The organism is Lysobacter sp. Root494, from assembly GCF_001427225.1.
Taxonomy (GTDB): domain Bacteria; phylum Pseudomonadota; class Gammaproteobacteria; order Xanthomonadales; family Xanthomonadaceae; genus Agrilutibacter.
In genome coordinates this window covers 191,682-208,642 of record NZ_LMFH01000008.1, presented here as the reverse complement: position 1 = coordinate 208,642, position 16,961 = coordinate 191,682, and the positions used below count along the sequence as shown (strand labels likewise).

The window sequence follows — 16,961 nt, the reverse complement described above, 5'->3', positions numbered from 1 at the left end:
CTTCGACGGATGAACAAAAGCCCGGCCGAAGCCGGGCTTTTTTGTTTCGCGCGATGCGGTCACTTGAACTTGAAGAGCGCCGATCGCTGGGTTCCACCCTTCAGTTTGACCTGCAGCACGCGGCACTGGCCGGCCCAGGACTTCTCCGTCTTCCAGACGTAGATGTACTGGTTGCTGCCGGGGTCGAACTGCAGGCTGCTGTTGCCGGCCGTCACCGTTTCCTCGATCGCGTCGCCATCGGTCGCGCTGCAGGCGATCACGCCGGAAGCGGGACCGGGATCGAAGATGTTCAGGCCCTGGTTGCCGCCCAGGCTGAACTTCACCGGTATCGCGCTGCCCGCCTTGACCGAGTTCATCGTTCCGTTGTCGATCGGCTGGAAGAAGCCGGTGAAGTTGTAGGTCACGGTCACGGCGAAGGTGCTGTTCGACGGATTGTTGCGGCTGTCTTTCGCGCTGCAGGTCACCGTCGTGGTGCCGACATTGAAACTGCTGCCGGAAGCGGGCGTGCAGGTCACCACGACCGGTCCATCCACGAGGTCGACCGCCGTCGGGACGGTGTAGGTCACGGTCGCCGCAGAATTACCCGTTGCGTATGCGGTCACGGTCTCGTGCGCGGAGATCGCCGGTCCCGTGGTGTCCTGCACCGTGATCGTGAAGTTGCCGCCCGCGCTGTTGCCCGCGTCGTCGGTGCCGATGCATTGCACGGTGGTCGTACCCAGTGCGAACGTGTCACCGGAGTTGGACGAGCAGACAAGCTGTACGTCGGCGTCGACGGCATCGCTGGCGGCCACGGCGAAGTTCACGACCGCACCAGTGGAGCCGGTGGCTTCGGCAGTGATGTTCGCCGGCAGGTCGAGCGATGGTGCCGTGGTATCGACCACCGTGACCTGGAACGAGGTGGAACCGCCGTTGCCGCGCGTGTCGCTGGCACTGCAGGTGACCGTGGTGCTTCCAAGCGGGAAGACGCCGGGCAACGCAAGGGCGGGCGCTTCCGTGCAGGTGACCGTACGGTCGCCATCGACTACGTCGGTAGCGGTCGGCAGGGCGTAGGCGAACGACGCGCCCGCACCGGATTGCGCTTCGACCGTGTGGTTCGATACGGGGCCGAACACAGGCGCCGTCGTATCACGCACGGTGACCTTGAACGTGGCGGATGTACCGGGGGTCGCATCCGCGGTGCTGTTGCCGCGGCTGTCCACCGCATCGCACTGCACGACGGTCTCGCCCAGCGGGAACACATGTGGTGATCCGGGCGCGCACGTGACCAGCACGGCATCGAGGTCCACCAGGTCGTGGGCGGAGGGCAGGCCGAAGCTCACCGATGCGCCGGACGGGGACGTCGCTTCCGCGACCAGGTCCGCGCTTACGGTCGCCGCATCGATGTCCGGCGGAGTCGTATCGTGCACCGCGACGGTGAAGGTGCGGGTGGTGGCTTCGTTGCCATGCGCATCGGTAGCGTCGCAATGGACCGTGGTCGTCGGCCCGGGCGTGTTGAGCGGGAATGTCGAACCAGAAGCAGGCATGCATACGGCGTCCCGCTCGCCATCGACGGCATCGTTCGACTTCGCGACGTAGTCGGCAGGTGCGCCGTCCGGCCCGGTCGCTTCGACCGCGAAGGACAGCGGAACGCTGATCGCGGGAGCGGTGCTATCGACCACGCTCACCGAGAACGTCGCCGTGTTTCCGTTTCCGGCTGAATCCTCGGCGCTGCACAGCACCGGGCTCAGGGAATCGAGCGCGAACAGGCTGCCGGGCGGAGGCTCGCAGAGAAGGTAGGGCGAAGGGAACGGCAGGTCGCCATCGACGGCGTCGAAGGCGGAGACCTCGTAGGCGACGTTCGCGCCATCGGCCGACGTGGCTTCCGCCACGAGCGGGGACTGCGGAACGCTCAGGAGCGGCTTCGTGATGTCGTGGACGAAGATCGCGCAGTTCGCGGTCGACTTCGCGCCATGGTGGTCGGTCACCGTCAGCTTGAAGGGCACCAGCCCAGTCTCGCCGAACCCGAGCTGTGGCGCATTGAAGGTGACGACGGCCGTGTTCCAGTCTGCAACGCCGGTCACCTCGGGCAGGCCGACAAGCTGCGCCCATTCGTACGTGGCGATGCCATCGTCGCTATCGGTGGAGCCGCTGGCATCGAAGGTGACGGACTGGCCTTCGTTGACTTCGAACATGCCATCCGGACAGACGAGCCCGGCGACCGGGCTGTCGTTCGTCCAGCTCACGTTGACGAAGGTGGTATCCGAGTTCGACAGCGTGCCGTCGGAGACGGTCAGCCTGAAGGTCAGCTGGGTGTCGTCCGCGAAATTCGGGGCGACGAAGGTCTTGATCGCCGGATTGCCCGTATTTGCGAGCGTCACGGCGGGCCCCACGGTCTGCAGCCAGGCATAGGTCAGGCTGGGGTTGTCCACATCCCAGGAGCCGCTGCCATCCAGTGTGACCACCATGCCTTCGGATGCCGTCGAGGGCGACGCCACCGGCACCGCATGCGGCGGCAGGTTGATCACCACGTCATGCGCATTGGTGACGGTGACCGGAACGTCCTTGGTGGAGATGCCGGGGCAGCCGCTGACGGTCACGGTCAGACGGAGGATCCCCTGGGTGCTGGCGGCGACGTCGAACGGTGTGAGCTGGACCTGCGGCGAGTTGGCATTCGCCAGCGTTCCTACCGGAGCGCCTACGAACGACCACTGGAACAGGCCGCCCTGATTCTGGTTGGGCTGGGATGGCTGGCCATTGACGACAACGGCATTGGGCACCCAGCCTCCGCCGGAGACGGAGAGGAAGTCCGGGATGACCAGCGAGGCCGGATTGGTCTTCGCCTCGGGCGTCGGGCACGGGCCGGGGGCCGCGAGGGCCGGTGCCGCGAGCAGGATGGCGGAGACGGCGAAAATGCCCAGACACGCCCGGAAAGCGGGCACGCGGGTGGATGTCATGGTGAACCCCCTGTATGGCGCTCCCCTTTGCGCCGGTCCAATAAAGCTGGGCGCGCACTCGATGCCCGTCATCACCCATCTGGGGTAGATGCCGGCGAGCGGTGGGTTCAGGCCGCCAACCGGTTCGCGACCAGCGCCACCAGCCCGGCCTGGGTGTGGGTGCCGGTCTTCTGCATCGCGGCCTTGAGCTGGGTGCGAACGGTATGCACCGACTTGCCGTTGCAGCGGGCCAGTTCGTCGATCGATCCCATGGAGTAGAGGCCAACCGCGGTTTCGGCCTCCTTGCGAGTGAGCTGGAATTCGCGGCACAGGCGGTGCAGGCCGCGCTCGACCGACGCGGACGGATGCAGGGTCAGCATCAGCACGTCGGTTACCGGCAGGTCACTCGACGCGCCGAATTCGAGGACCTGCAACGTCGCCGTCGTGGTTTCGGACGGTGATGAGAGGTTCGCCTGATGCGCGTGGCCCGGGCCGAGCACGCGTGCGTGCGCGATCGCTTCGGCCAACGCCGGCGCAACGGGGGGACCCGCGAGCAAGGCGCCATCGCGCAGGCGGAGGTGCGGCTGGCTGCTGAACCAATGGCGCGCGGCGGCATTCGCGTGCCACACGCGGATCGGCTCACCTGGCAGAAGCAGGGCGATGGGTTGTTGCAGCAGATCGAGTGCGGCAGCCAGGCTGCGCGCCTGGGCGATCCAGCGCAGCTGGTCCGCGTTGCGCTCGCGTCGTATCCGTCGCTCGTCCTGTCCGGATGGTGTGCTGTTGTCCATCGCGTCCCCTCGCGCAGTCCTGCGGACGATACCGCGCCGCGCAGGTGGTCGCGACCGCGCCGCGGCCCGTGTCACGTTGTAATCCCGGCAACTGTTAAAGTCGGTGCCTCACGCGGAGAGCGACGAAAGTGAACGCAGTCGCCAATGACACGAGCATCGATCCCGGCACCGACGAGCGCATCGTCGCCGCGTTGCTGGAAAAAGGCCGGTTGAAGGACGCCGACCTCGCCCGCGCGCGCCGCCTGCAGGAGGAAGCAGGCGGGAGCCTGCTTTCGCTGCTGGCCCGGCTCGGCTTGGTTTCCGAACGAGACCACGCCGAAACCGTCGCCACGGTGCTCGACCTGCCGCTGGTCAGCGCCAAGGACGCGCCCGAACTGCCGCCGGAAGGCGTCGCGCTCACCACCAAGTTCATGAAGCAGTTCCACGTCTGCCCGGTCGCCGAGACCGAGCGTAGCGTGGACGTGCTGATGGCCGATCCGCAGGACGCCTACCTGCTGGACGCCGTTCGCCTGGCGACCCAGCGCGAAGTGCGGCCGATCGTGGCGCTGCGCTCGGAGATCGATGACCTCGTCGAGCGCTGGCATGGCCAGGGCCGCAGCGCGATGGGCGCGATCGTGGAAACCGCGGAAGGCGAGGGCAGCGGCGACATCGAGGATGTCGAGCACCTGCGCGATCTCGCTTCCGAAGCACCGGTCATCCGCCTGGTCAACCTCGTCATCCAGCGCGCGGTCGAACTGCGCGCGTCGGACATCCACATCGAGCCGTTCGAGAATCGCCTGAAGGTGCGCTATCGCATCGACGGCGTGCTCGAGGAAGGCGAATCGCCGCCGGCGAACCTCACCGCAGCAGTAATTTCGCGCGTCAAGATCATGGCGAAGCTCAACATCGCCGAGCGCCGCCTGCCGCAGGACGGCCGCATCATGCTGCGCGTGCAAGGCAAGGAACTCGACCTGCGCGTCAGCACCATGCCGACCTCGCACGGCGAATCGGTGGTGATGCGACTGCTCGATCGCGAAACCGTCGTGTTCGATTTCAAGAAGCTCGGTTTCACCGACCACTTCCTGCCGCAGTTCCAGCACGTGCTCGACCAGCCGCACGGCATCCTGCTGGTGACGGGTCCGACCGGTTCGGGCAAGACGACCACGCTGTACACCGCGCTGAGCAAACTCAACACGCCCGACGTCAAGATCATCACCGTCGAGGATCCGGTCGAATACCAGATCGAAGGCATCAACCAGATCCAGGCCAAGCCGCAGATCGGCCTCGACTTCGCCCACGCCTTGCGTTCGATCGTCCGCCAGGACCCGGACATCATCATGATCGGCGAAATGCGCGACCTCGAAACCGCGCGTATCGCGATCCAGTCCGCACTCACCGGCCACCTCGTGCTGTCGACGCTCCACACCAACAACGCGGCGGGTGGCATCACGCGACTGCTCGACATGGGCGTCGAGGACTACCTGCTCACCTCGACGATCAACGGCATCCTGGGACAGCGCCTCGTGCGCCGCCTCGAATCCACGCACGCGGAGCGTTATCCCGCATCACCCGAGGAAATCGAAAAGTTCAACCTGCGCCGCTATCAGCCGGAAGGCGACATCCATCTGTATCGCCCGCGCGGATCGGCGCTTGCGCCGACGGGTTACCTCGGTCGCACCACGATCATGGAATTCCTCGTCATGAACGACGAGTTGCGCCGCGCCGTGATGCGTCATGCAGGAATGGGAGAAATCGAACAGATCGCGCGCCAGCACGGCATGCGCACGATGTACGAGGACGGCATCGTCAAGGCGCTCGCGGGCGAAACAACGATCGAGGAAGTGTTGCGCGTCACCGAGGACGCCTGATCGCATGCCGCTGTACCACTATCAGGCACTGAACTCCCGAGGCGAGCTGCTCGACGGCCAGATGGAAGCGGCCAGCGACGGCGAGGTGATCGCGCGCCTGCAGGAGCAGGGGCATCTGCCAGTCGAAGCCAGGCTCGCCAGCGAGGCCCGTGGCGCGGCGATCTGGAAAAACCTGTTCAAGGCCAAGCCTTTCGCCGGCGCGCGCCTCGTGCAGTTCACCCAGCAGCTCGCAACATTGCTGGGTGCCGGACAGCCGCTCGATCGCGCGCTGGGCATCCTGCTCGAGCTGCCCGAGGACGAAACCGCCAAGCGCACGATTTCGGACATACGCGATGCGGTGCGTGGCGGCAGTTCGCTGTCGACGGCGCTCGATCGCCAGCACGGCACGTTCTCGCGGCTGTACGTGAACATGGTGCGCGCGGGTGAGGCCGGCGGCAGCCTGCACGAGACGCTCTCGCGCCTGGCGGATTACCTGGAGCGCTCGCGCGCGCTGCAGGGCCGCATCATCAACGCGCTGATCTACCCCGCGATCCTGCTGGCGATGGTGGGCCTGAGCCTGCTGTTCCTGCTCGGTTATGTCGTGCCGCAATTCGCGCTCATGTACGAAAGCCTCGATGCGGAGCTGCCGTTGTTCACGAAGATCGTGCTCGGCATCGGCCTGTTCGTACGCGACTGGTGGTTCCTGCTGCTGCTCGTTCCGGCCGCAGGCGTTTGGTGGTTCGATCGGAAGCGCCGCGATCCCGTGTTCAGGGAAAAGTTCGATGCGTGGCTGCTGGAGCGCAGGTTCGCCGGGCCCCTCGTCGCCAAGGTCGAAACCGCGCGCCTTGCGCGTACGCTCGGCACGCTGGTGCGCAACGGCGTACCGCTGCTGACCGCCTTGGGCATCGGCCGCAACGTGCTCGGGAACCGCGTGCTGGCCGCCGATGTCGAAACTGCCGCGAATGAAGTGAAGAACGGCGTGGCGTTCTCTACGGCCCTGGCGCGCGGAAAGCGGTTTCCACGCCTGGCGCTGCAGATGATTTCGGTAGGCGAGGAATCCGGCGCGCTGGACACGATGCTGGTGAAGACCGCGGAGACCTTCGAGCAGGAAACCGCACTGAGCCTCGACCGCATGCTCGCCGCGCTGGTGCCCATCGTCACCGTGGTACTGGCGGTGGTGATCGGCGTGGTGGTGATGTCGGTGCTGTTGCCGCTGTATGACCTGACGAATGCCATTGGGTGAGCGGCCGCGTTTAGGCTGCGGCCGCGAACACACGGCCAGGGATGGCCGGCCGGGCGATCCGGAGCGGCGATATGTTGCGCCATGGAAGGCGGCGGTCATGTAACCGGAGCGAAAACGCGTAGGCCGGCACGAAGCTTCCGTCCTCTACCATTGACGACCAGCCGCGGGCCCGGCTCCCAAACAACCTCTCAGTGGACCTAGACCATGCGTAACCTGCGTTCCAACCCGAGTTTCTCCGCCGCACGCCGCCAAAGCGGCATGAGCCTGATCGAGATCATCATCGTGATCGTGCTGATTGGCGCGGTGCTGACCTTTGTCGGCAGCCGCGTGATCGGCGGCAAGGATCGCGGCGACTACAACCTCGGCAAGTCCGCGGTGCAGACGCTCGCCGGCAAGGTCGAATCGTTCCGCATGGACACCGGGCGCCTGCCGAACTCGCTCGACGAGCTCGTCACCGCGCCGGGCGATGCCAGCGGCTGGCTCGGCCCGTACGCGAAGGCGGCGGAACTGAAGGATCCGTTCGGCCACGCGTACGAATATCGCGTGCCGGGCGAAAACGGCGACTTCGACCTGGTCTTCCTGGGCAAGGATGGCAAGCCGGGCGGTACCAGCGTCGACGCCGATTTCAAGTACGAATAAGCGGCGTCCACCCGGACCCGTGCACGAGCCGGCCCATGCATCGCAGGCACCGCGGCGTCTCATTGCTGGAAATGCTGCTGGTGATCGCACTGCTGGCCGCGATCAGCGTGCTCGCCGCCGGCGCGATGACCGGCGGCTTCGCTGGCATGCAGCTGCGCAGCGAGGCGAAACAGATCACCGCGCAACTGCGCTACACACGCACGCAGGCGATCGCGACGGGCAAGCCGCAGCGCTTCACCATCGATCCGGAAGCGCGCACCTGGACGGCGCCCAACAACCGCCATGGTGAGATTCCCGAAAAGCTCGGCATCCGCTTCACCGGCGCGCGCGAAGTGCAGCCGCGCCGCGGCGAAGGCGCGATCGTGTTCTTTCCCGATGGTGCGTCGACCGGCGGCCGCGTACAGCTGAGCGCGAAGAAGGCAGCGATGAACGTCGAGGTGACCTGGCTCACCGGCGAAGTGCGGCTGCGCCGCGGACGGGTTGAACCATGACGGGCACAGCCCAAGCAAGCCATCGGCTGCCGGATTGCGCAACCCGTGCCGGCGACGCCCGCATCTTCGCGACGGGCCCTTCCTCGATGCGGGGCTACACGCTGATCGAAGTGATCGTCGCCTTCGCGCTGCTGGCGGCTGCGCTGACACTGCTGCTCGGCACGTTGTCGGGGGCCGCGCGGCAGGTGCGTGGTTCAGCCGATACCGGACGCGCCGCGCTGTACGCGCAATCGGTGATGGCGCAGGTCGGCGTGGGCGAAGCCCTCAAACCGGGCCGCACCGACGGCGAATTCGAAGACGGCCGTTACCGCTGGGCACTGGACGTGCAGCGCTGGAATGATCCGCTCAAGCCCGCGGATGCAATGGACGATCCTTCCGCGCCACAACTGCTCGAAGTGCGCCTGGGCATCGAGTGGGGCGAGGGCGGTCCGCGCGAACGCCTGTTGTTGCGCACGTTGCGGTTGATGGCACCGGGCGCAGGTGTAGAGGTCGGGCAGTGAAGCGCCGGCTATTCATTGGCGCACGCCGTGGCGACGGCTTTGTCCTCGCAAGGACGGGGAGTGGAACCATGCGTGGTTTCACCCTCATCGAAGTGTTGATCGCGACAGTGCTGCTTGCAGGCGGATTGACCCTGGCATTCGCCACCATCGGTGCCGCGACCAAAACCACGCAGCGCGGCGAGAGCATGGCCGCGCACAGCGAACGCGTCCGCGCGGTCGAGGGGTTCCTGCGGCGGCGGCTCGAAGCCGCGCGTCCGGTGCCCTTCAATTTCGAGCCGGATACCGGCATGGCGGAGCGCTTCATCGGCGAACCCGATCGCATGCGTTTCGTCGCCGACCTTCCCGATTACCTCGGACGCGGCGGTCCCTATCTGCACGAGTTCGCCATCGAAGACGGCGGCGAACGCATCACGCTCACGCTCAACATGGTGCTCGCCGGCAAGGTCGTCGAAGAGAACGGGCAACGCGCGCCGGAAGTGCTCGTCGAGGGGCTTGAATCGGCGAGCTTCCGTTACCGCGCCTACGCGCAGGACGGCACCCTGGGTGAGTGGACCGACAAGTGGGAAACCGCCGAGCAATTGCCGCTGATGGTGGAAGTCACGCTGAAGGACCGCGACGGCGAGGCGTGGCCGCCGGTCATCGTCGCGTTGCCGCTCGCGCCGATGACCACCACGGGCGCCGCGGTACCGGTAGCGCAATGAGGAAGATACGCGCCATCCAACACGGCGCCGCCTTGCTGCTGGTGATGTGGCTGATCGCGCTGCTCGCCGCGCTGGTCGGCGCCTTCGCACTGATCGCGCGCACCGAACACCTGCAGGGACGCGTGCTCGTGCGCGGCCTGGTCGCGGAGAACGCCGCGCGCGCCGGCATCGAATACGCGATGACGCGCGTCGCGGCCACCGAGCCGCGCCTGCAGTGGCTGCCCGACGGCCGCACGCACCGCTGGCGTTACGGCAATGCGCGCGTTGAAGTGAAGATCGTCGACGAGAACGGCAAGATCGACCTCAACCAGGCCGACACGGCGCTGCTGACGCAATTCATCCGCGCCTTCGAGCCGGATCAGCAGAAGGCGGCGCAGCTTGCCGCGGCGATCCTGGACTGGCGCGACCCGGACAGCCTCACCCAGCCCGCGGGCGGCGGCGAAGACGCGGACTACGCGAGCGCCGGCTTGCCCTATGGCGCCAAGGACGGCGAGTTCGAAAGCGTCGCCGAACTCGAACAGGTGATGGGTTTCACCCCCGATCTTTACGCGAAGATGGCACCGCATCTGACAGTGTTCAGTGGCCGCGTCCGCCCGGATCCGGCGTTCGCTTCAGCGCAGGTCCTCGACGCGATGGGAATGGACGGCGCCGAGGTCGTGGCGCGCAGGCAACAGTGGAATCCCGCTTCGGGACTGCCACCGCCGACGTTGCCCGATGGCGGTTCGCTCGTGGGTGGCAGCAGCGGTACGTATAGTATTGAGAGCCGCGCGCAGTTGGCCGATCGTCGCGAGGCGGTGTTGCGGGCCGTTGTGCGGGCGGGCGGTTCGACGCCGGGTTCGGCGTATACACCGTTGCGTTGGCAGGCAGGGGATTGATGCCCTGCCGCATCCCTGAGCCAGTGGAGGAAGGAGCTTCGCCGCGATGAGCACACCCGCAGCAGGGCGGTTGCAGGACCGTCTGGGCCGTTTCGGCGCCAGGTTGAGCGGTTCCACGCTCAGGACCGGCACCGGCGGCTTTCTGGCGTGGTGGGGCTCGTCGCTGGCGTCCTGGTTGCCGCCGCGCGTGCGCCAGGTGCTCGGCATGGACCGTGGCCGCCTGTTGCTGCTGGTCGAAGGCGACGTGCTGCGCCTGCGTTTGCAGCGTGGCGACGAGATCCGCGATCTCGGCAACATTCCTTCATTGAAGGAAATGGAAACCACCGGCGATCCGCTGACGCGGGTGCTCGGGGTTCGTCTTTCCGATCTGCCGCGCTGGTTGTTGCTGCCGGCGGGAAGTTCATTGCGCCGGCGGCTGCCATTGCCTGCCGCTGCCGCCGAACGCCTGCGCGACGTCGTGGGTTTCGAGATCGAACGGCAGACGCCGTTTTCCGCCGACGCGGTCGCCTACGACGCCCGCGTGATCGCGCGTCGCGAAGGCGATGGCCCGATCGATGCGGAACTCATTGCCGTGCCGCGTGCTGCGCTCGATCCGCAGCTGGCGGCGCTCGGCCCGGTCGCGCCTTCGCTCGCTGGCATCGACGTCGCCGGACCCGATGGTGCGCCGCTGCAGATCAACCTGTTGCCGCCATCGCAGCGGCAGAGCATCCGCGATCCGTGGCAGACCTGGAACCTCGCCTTCGCCGCCGTCGCGATCATCGCCACCGGCCTTGCGCTCTGGCTCGTGCTGGAGAATCGCCGTGCCGCCGCGGATGCATTCGATGCCGAAGTCGAACGCGAAGCCGCTCCCGCGCGCCGCGCCGCCACGCAGCAACAGGAACTGGTGAACCTGATCGAAGGCCAGGCCTTTTTGCAGCGCACGCGCGCTGCGCGTCCGACCGCCGTGGAAGTGATGGACGAACTGAGCCGGCGCCTGCCCGATGGCACTTACCTGGAGAAGCTCGCCATCGAGGACAACCGCCTGACCCTGATCGGTTTGAGCAACGAAGCACCGGCCCTGATCGGCCGGCTCCAGGATTCCAGCCTGTGGCGCTCGCCGGCCCTGGCCGGCGCGTTGCAGACCGATCCGGGCACGCGCAAGGACCGCTTCACCCTCACCGCCGAAATCGGCCCGGCCGACACCCGTGGGCAGACACCCGGTGGCGGCACCGATGAGTAACGTCCCGGTGAGCAATCGCGACCGCTGGCTCGCGCTGGGGCTGCTCGTGGCCGCGCTCGCGCTCGCCTATGCGGTGCTGATCCATCCGTGGTTTACCGTGCCGATGCGCGCAGTCGACGACCGCATCGACACCGCGCGCGAACGCGAACTGCGCCTGCGCATGCAGATCAAGCAGGCGCCGCTGGTCCAGCAGCGATTGCAGCAGGCCCGGGTGCAGCTCGCACGCACGCCGGGCTTCCTGCCCGAACGCAGCCCCGAACTGGCGACTGCCGCGCTCGTGCAGCGACTGGAAACCGTCGTCTCCCAGGCGAGCCCGGGCCGGCGCGCATGCGAGATCACCAACCGCTCGCCGCTGCAGGAACCCTCGCGCGAGAAGTACCCGCGCGTGACCGTGCAGGTGCGACTGCGTTGCGGTACGCCGGAACTCGCCAACGTGCTGCACTCGCTCGAAGGCGGCACGCCGCGGCTCTTCATCGGCAACCTCAACGTGCTCGGCCAGCGCGTCTTCTTCAGTCCGGGCCAGACCAACATGCAGGGCGGCCTCGACGTCAGCTTCGACCTGTACGGCTACCTGCCACCGAGCGCGTCGCCGGCACCGCAGCGCACGGCCGCCCGTACGCAGACGGAGGCGGACGATGCGCTTTGACAGTGCCAGTCCCCGCACCTGGCTGCTCGCGGCGACGGCCGCATGGTCAGTGCTGGCGCTGCTGCTCGCGTTGTTCGGCATGGGCAACCGCGTTTCGAAACTGCCTGACGACGCGGGCCTGGTGCGCGCATTGCCTAACCTCCCGAAGGCGGCGCCGGAGCGCCTCGGGCCGCTTTCGCAATACGGCGAGATCGTCGCCCGGCCCCTGTTCGCCGAGGACCGTCGTCCGCACCCGTTCTCGCTGCAGCCACAGGGTGGCGAAGAAACCAAGACCTTCGATTACGTGCTCACGAGCGTGATGATCACGCCCGACTTCAGGATGGCGATCATCCAGCCACCCGATGGCAGCAGTGCGCCGTTGCGGATCAAGCTCGGCGAAGCGAACGACGCACTGCCGAACTGGCGCCTGCAGGAACTCGATGCCCGCAGCGCAGTCTTCGTCGGTCCCGAAGGCGAACGCCGCCTCGAACTGCGCGTCTACAACGGTGTCGGCGGCGAAGCACCCACTGCGATTACCCAGCCCGGCGCGCGGCCGCAGGGCCAGCCGATCAATGGCCCCGCTCAGCCGACACCAGCGCCGCGACCTGCATCGCAGCCGGAACCGACGGCGAACGCCGACGCCGCCGGTCCGCAGCCGCCGATCGTGCCACCGGACGCCTCGGTCACCGCACCCGCGACACCCGATCGCGCCACGCCCAACCAGCCGATGACGGAACAGGCGCAGATGGAAGCCATCCGCAAACGCATCGAAGCCCGTCGTGCACAACTGCGGCAGGAAGCCCTGCGGCAGCAGCAACAGCAACCGCCGGTCAAATAGAGTCGCCCATGAATCGCCAATCGCATTCCCAGCTCCGTTCCGGCCGAACTTCCGCCGCCACCACGGCCATTGCCGCGGCCGTGATGCTCGCGATCACCGCGTGTTCGACTGCGCCGGTTGCCAACATCCGCCGCGATGCCGATCCACGGACGTTGCACACGCAGGCGGGCACGTCGTCGGCAACGACTTCGACCGCAGCCAACGGCGACACGATCGTCAGCGATGCACAACCACTGCCGGAGGACGAGCAGGGCCCGCGCCCGCGCATCCGCCGCGGCACCGGACAGGTGATCAATCGCGAAGCCGCGGCCGCTGCGCCGCCAGCATTGCCGACGACCGGCGGTGGCGCCACGTTCAACTTCGAAGGCGAATCGCTGCACGCGGTGGTGAAGGCGATCCTCGGCGACATGCTCGGGCAGAACTACGTCATCGCGCCGGGCGTGCAGGGCACCGTCACGCTGGGCACGCCGAAGCCGGTGAGCCCGGCCGAAGCGCTCAACCTGCTCGAAATGGTCCTGGGCTGGAACAACGCACGCCTGATCTACAGCGGCGGCCGCTACAACATCGTGCCCGCCGACCAGGCGCTGGCGAGCGGCGCGGTCGCGCCGCGCACCGGAGCACCTTCGCTCGCACGTGGCTACGAAGTGCGCACCGTACCGCTGCGCTACATCTCCGCGACCGAGATGGAGAAGGTGCTCAAGCCGTACGCGCGCCCCAACGCGGTGGTGAACGTCGACAACTCGCGCAACGTCATCAGCATCGCCGGCACGCGCGCGGAACTGGAGAACTACCTGCGCACGATCGAGATCTTCGACGTCGACTGGTTGTCGGGCATGTCGGTGGGCGTGTTCCCGCTGACGTCAGGCAAGGCGAACAAGGTCGTCTCGGACCTCGAGAAGGTGTTCGGCGAGCAGAGTAAATCGCCGGTCGCGGGCATGTTCCGCTTCATGCCGCTGGACGGTGCGAATGCGGTGCTGGTGATCACGCCGCAGGCGAGTTACCTCGACGACATCCAGGAATGGCTGGAGCGCATCGACAGCGCCGGTGGCGACGTGCAGCTGTATTCGTACGAGCTGAAGTACATCAAGGCGAAGGACCTGGCGGATCGTCTCTCGGAAGTATTCGGTGGCGGCCGCAGCGGTGGCGGCAACGGTTCGACCGGCGCGCCTTCGCTGATGCCGGGACTGGAATCGGTGGAACTGAAGGACAGCGACAACGGCAGCACCGCCGACATCGGTGGAACCGGCAACACCGGCGACACGGGTACAGGCACGAGCGGCAGCGGAGGCGGCGAGATGTCGCTCAATTCGCGCCAGAGCGGCAATGCCGCGGTGACGCTCGACGTGAACGGCGACCGCGTCGGCGTGTCCGCGGTCGAGGAAACCAATTCGCTGCTCGTGCGCAGCACGCCTTCAGCATGGAAGTCGATCCGCGACGTGATCGAGCGGCTCGACGTCATGCCGATGCAGGTGCACATCGAGGCGCAGGTTGCCACCGTGCAGCTCTCGGGCGAACTGAGCTACGGCGTCAACTGGTACCTGGAAGCGGCCAAGCAGGAAATCGGCCTGCCCCCGGACAGCCTGGGGATTCCGAAGTGGAGCACGATCGCGGGCAAGCTCACTGGTGTGGGCGGTGCCGCCTGGACCCTCGTCAACAACGATGCCGCAGCTGTAATCAGCGCGCTCGACGCAGTCAGCGACGTGCAGATCCTGCAGTCGCCATCAGTGGTCGTGCGCAACAATGCCGAAGCGACGTTCAATGTCGGCAGCCGCATCCCGATATCCTCGGTCACGGTGAATCCGGGCCTCGGCAACAACAGCACCTTCAGCCAGGTCCAGTACCTGGACACCGGCATCATCCTCAAGGTGCGCCCGCGCATCAGCAAGGACGGCATGGTCTTCCTCGACATCGTGCAGGAAGTCAGCACGCCGGGGAGCCAGGCCGATGCGAACGGCAACGTGCGCATCGACACCCGCAAGCTGAAGACCGAAGCCGCCATCCAGAATGGCGATACCGTTCTGTTGGCCGGTCTGATCGACGATGGCGTGACGCGTGGAAGCAACGGCCTCCCGGGGCTCAGCCGTATTCCGATCATTGGCGGCCTGTTCGGCCGGCAGTCGTCGCGAACCGCCCGCAGCGAGACCATCGTGCTGCTGACACCGACGATCATCCGCAACCCGCAGGAAGCGCGCGATCTCACCGACGAGTACGGCAGCCGCTTCCGTGCACTGGAACCCCTGCATCGCAAGCCGCGCGATCCACGGCAATAAGGGCCTGCAAGTACGCATGAGGCGGGTCGCGTTGCTCCTCGGAGACCGTCAGGTGGTGCTGCGTGACGCAGTGCCTTGCCGCCTGCAAGGCCAAGCCGCGCGGCGTCGCATGGCGGTCTCCGAGGAGCAAACCGTAGGGCTGAGCCTGAGAGCGCGCGACCTCACCGCGCTGACGCGTGGTTCGACGTCATCGCTCCGTCGCGGATCGGCATCCACTCCGTCGCTCTTCCATGCCTCGCACGCTCCCAGGCTCGGCGCGATCCGCCTCATGCGCACTTGCAGGCGCTAGGGGCATGTCACCACAGTCCCACGCATTGCCCATCGTGATCGTTCCGGTAGGCGTCGACGACGAATCGCTCGACGCCTGCCTCGCGGCGCTCGAAGCACATACGCCGCCAGGCACCCGCGTCTGGCTCGCCGACGATGCGCAGGCGGGCCCGCGTGGCCACGCCATCATCGAGCGGTGGATCGCGCGCACGTCGTTGCAGGCGCACTACACCCGCCGGCAACGCAGCATTGGTGAAGTCGCCCATCTCGATGAAGCCTTGACGGCTTGTGGCGATGTCGACGTGGCCGTGCTCGCCAGCGATGCCGCGCCGCTGCCCGGGTGGCTGGCGCGCCTGTCCGCGTGCCTGCAGGGCGATGGTGCGATTGCCTCGGCCACGCCCTGGAGCAATGCCGGGGAAACCGCTTCCTTTCCGCGCATCGGTGAGGTCAATGCGGCGCCTGACGATGCCGGACATCTCGCGCGTGCTGCGGCAGCCATGCCAGGTGCAGCGCCCGAGTTGCCGACCGCGCTGAGCCACGCGGTCCTGTTGCGCGGCACCGCGCGCCAGCGCGCCGGTGGGCTCGATGCGGCGAGTTACGGCTCCTGGTATGCCGCGCTGATCGATCTGTCGCTGCGCTTTTCCGGCCAGGGCTGGCGCAACGTGCTGTGCGAAACCGCTTTCGTCTCGCGCAACAACGAAGGAGCGCCGCTCGATGGCGACCTCGACGCCATCGCCGCGCGCTGGCCGGCATGGCATGCGCGCGTCGCCAACTTCCTGATGGACGATCCGCTGCGCGCGACGCGTGCGCAGTTCGAACACCTGATCGCCACCATCGGTCCGCCCGATGCCCAGGGCGACCTGTTTGCATGACGCCGACATGACCCACGCCGACATCGCCGCGATAGTCGTGAGCTACCAGAGCGCCGAAACCATCGACGACTGCCTGCTGCACCTGCGCGGTGCCGAATGCGTGGGTGCGATCCGGGTGGTCGACAACGGTTCCGACGACGGCACGATGGAAATCGTGCAGCGCCATGCGACCCGCGACCCGCGCGTGCACTTCATCGCCAATCCGGACAACCCCGGATTCGCGGTTGCGTGCAACCAGGGGGCGGAAGACCTGCCGCACGCCAACGGCACGCGCTGGCTTGCCTTCGTCAACCCGGATTGCCTTGTCGAAATCCGCACCCTCGCGAAGCTGCGCGCGCATGCAATCGCAAGCGGGCGCGAAGTGCTGCTTGGTGCCGATCTGGTGGATGAAACCGGCGAGCGCGACGCGGCGGCGCGGCGGCGGGATCCGGACTTCGGTGCGATGCTGGCTTCACTGCGGCGTGGCGATACCCCATCGGGCGCGCAACTGGGCGTCCCAATGGACGATGGGCAGGCACTGCAGCCGGTCGACGCCGTTTCCGGCGCGCTGATGGTGATGCCACGCGAGCTGTTCGAACGACTGGGCGGCTTCGACACGGGCTACCGGCTGCATGCGGAAGACCTGGACCTGTGCCGCCGTGCGCGCGAGGCCGGGGCGCTGGTCGCTGTCGCGAACGATGTGCGCGTCGTGCATATCCGCGGCGTGTCCTCGCGTTCGCGTCCGTTGTTCGTCGAATGGCACAAGCATCGCGGCCTGTGGCGCTATTTTGGCAAGTTCGAAGCGACGCGACGCAGCGTTTTCACTCGCTGCGCCGTGTTCGCGGCGATCTGGGGACGCTTTCCGTTCGCGACCTTGCGTGCGCTGGCGCGGAAGTAAATCGCGGTCGGTATTCCA

The 16,961-nt window shown here is 67.0% G+C and carries 15 protein-coding genes; 13 read left to right on the top strand and 2 right to left on the bottom strand.

Features of this window, described 5'->3' with window-relative positions:
* Nucleotides 1–59 precede the first annotated feature (59 nt).
* Together ASD14_RS13785 and ASD14_RS13775 are read right to left on the bottom strand one after the other, a co-directional pair.
* Complete coding sequence (locus ASD14_RS13785) at nt 60–2,933, bottom strand: HYR domain-containing protein (protein WP_157475407.1); 2,874 nt, start codon at nt 2,931–2,933, stop codon at nt 60–62.
* 107 nt (nt 2,934–3,040) lie between these two features.
* Nucleotides 3,041–3,700 carry a helix-turn-helix transcriptional regulator gene (locus ASD14_RS13775; RefSeq protein WP_056134990.1) on the bottom strand — a complete coding sequence of 220 codons (660 nt, stop codon included), beginning with the start codon at nt 3,698–3,700 and terminating at the stop codon, nt 3,041–3,043.
* Between the two features lie 128 nt (nt 3,701–3,828).
* On the opposite strand from ASD14_RS13775, the gene gspE reads away from it, so the two are divergent.
* The 13 genes from gspE (at nt 3,829) to ASD14_RS13710 (ending at nt 16,943) form a co-directional block, all read left to right on the top strand.
* Nucleotides 3,829–5,547 (top strand): type II secretion system ATPase GspE, encoded by a 1,719-nt coding sequence (gspE, locus tag ASD14_RS13770; RefSeq protein WP_056134987.1) that lies wholly within the window; start codon nt 3,829–3,831, stop codon nt 5,545–5,547.
* A 4-nt stretch (nt 5,548–5,551) separates the two neighbouring features.
* A complete protein-coding gene (locus ASD14_RS13765; RefSeq protein WP_056134984.1) occupies nt 5,552–6,769 on the top strand; it encodes a type II secretion system F family protein in 1,218 nt (405 codons plus the stop codon).
* Nucleotides 6,770–6,973: 204 nt separating this feature from the next.
* A complete protein-coding gene (locus tag ASD14_RS13760) occupies nt 6,974–7,408 on the top strand; it encodes a type II secretion system protein GspG (RefSeq protein WP_056134981.1) in 435 nt (144 codons plus the stop codon).
* Between the two features lie 35 nt (nt 7,409–7,443).
* Nucleotides 7,444–7,899 carry a GspH/FimT family pseudopilin gene (locus ASD14_RS13755; RefSeq protein ID WP_056134978.1) on the top strand — a complete coding sequence of 152 codons (456 nt, stop codon included), beginning with the start codon at nt 7,444–7,446 and terminating at the stop codon, nt 7,897–7,899.
* Nucleotides 7,900–7,985: 86 nt separating this feature from the next.
* Nucleotides 7,986–8,399, top strand: coding sequence for a prepilin-type N-terminal cleavage/methylation domain-containing protein (locus ASD14_RS13750; protein WP_056134974.1), 414 nt, complete (start codon nt 7,986–7,988; stop codon nt 8,397–8,399).
* 68 nt (nt 8,400–8,467) lie between these two features.
* Nucleotides 8,468–9,100, top strand: a complete 633-nt coding sequence (locus ASD14_RS13745; protein ID WP_056134971.1) for a prepilin-type N-terminal cleavage/methylation domain-containing protein — start codon at nt 8,468–8,470, stop codon at nt 9,098–9,100.
* Nucleotides 9,097–9,975 carry a type II secretion system protein GspK gene (locus ASD14_RS13740; protein ID WP_056134968.1) on the top strand — a complete coding sequence of 293 codons (879 nt, stop codon included), beginning with the start codon at nt 9,097–9,099 and terminating at the stop codon, nt 9,973–9,975. The genes ASD14_RS13745 and ASD14_RS13740 overlap by 4 nt, the downstream gene beginning before the upstream one ends.
* Nucleotides 9,976–10,021: 46 nt before the next feature.
* On the top strand, nt 10,022–11,194 hold the full coding sequence (locus ASD14_RS13735; RefSeq protein WP_056134967.1) for a PilN domain-containing protein: 1,173 nt from the start codon (nt 10,022–10,024) through the stop codon (nt 11,192–11,194).
* On the top strand, nt 11,187–11,840 hold the full coding sequence (gene gspM, locus ASD14_RS13730; RefSeq protein WP_056135403.1) for a type II secretion system protein GspM: 654 nt from the start codon (nt 11,187–11,189) through the stop codon (nt 11,838–11,840). The genes ASD14_RS13735 and gspM overlap by 8 nt, the downstream gene beginning before the upstream one ends.
* Nucleotides 11,830–12,657 carry a hypothetical protein gene (locus tag ASD14_RS13725; protein WP_056134964.1) on the top strand — a complete coding sequence of 276 codons (828 nt, stop codon included), beginning with the start codon at nt 11,830–11,832 and terminating at the stop codon, nt 12,655–12,657. Before gspM ends, ASD14_RS13725 begins: the two co-directional genes overlap by 11 nt.
* Before the next feature lie 83 nt (nt 12,658–12,740).
* The gene (gspD, locus tag ASD14_RS13720; RefSeq protein ID WP_056135399.1) at nt 12,741–14,927 is read left to right on the top strand and encodes a type II secretion system secretin GspD; all 2,187 of its coding nucleotides are present in this window, start codon (nt 12,741–12,743) and stop codon (nt 14,925–14,927) included.
* Between the two features lie 293 nt (nt 14,928–15,220).
* A complete protein-coding gene (locus ASD14_RS13715; RefSeq protein ID WP_056134960.1) occupies nt 15,221–16,066 on the top strand; it encodes a glycosyltransferase family A protein in 846 nt (281 codons plus the stop codon).
* A gap of 7 nt (nt 16,067–16,073) precedes the next feature.
* Nucleotides 16,074–16,943, top strand: coding sequence for a glycosyltransferase family 2 protein (locus tag ASD14_RS13710; RefSeq protein ID WP_056134958.1), 870 nt, complete (start codon nt 16,074–16,076; stop codon nt 16,941–16,943).
* Nucleotides 16,944–16,961: the final 18 nt, after the last annotated feature.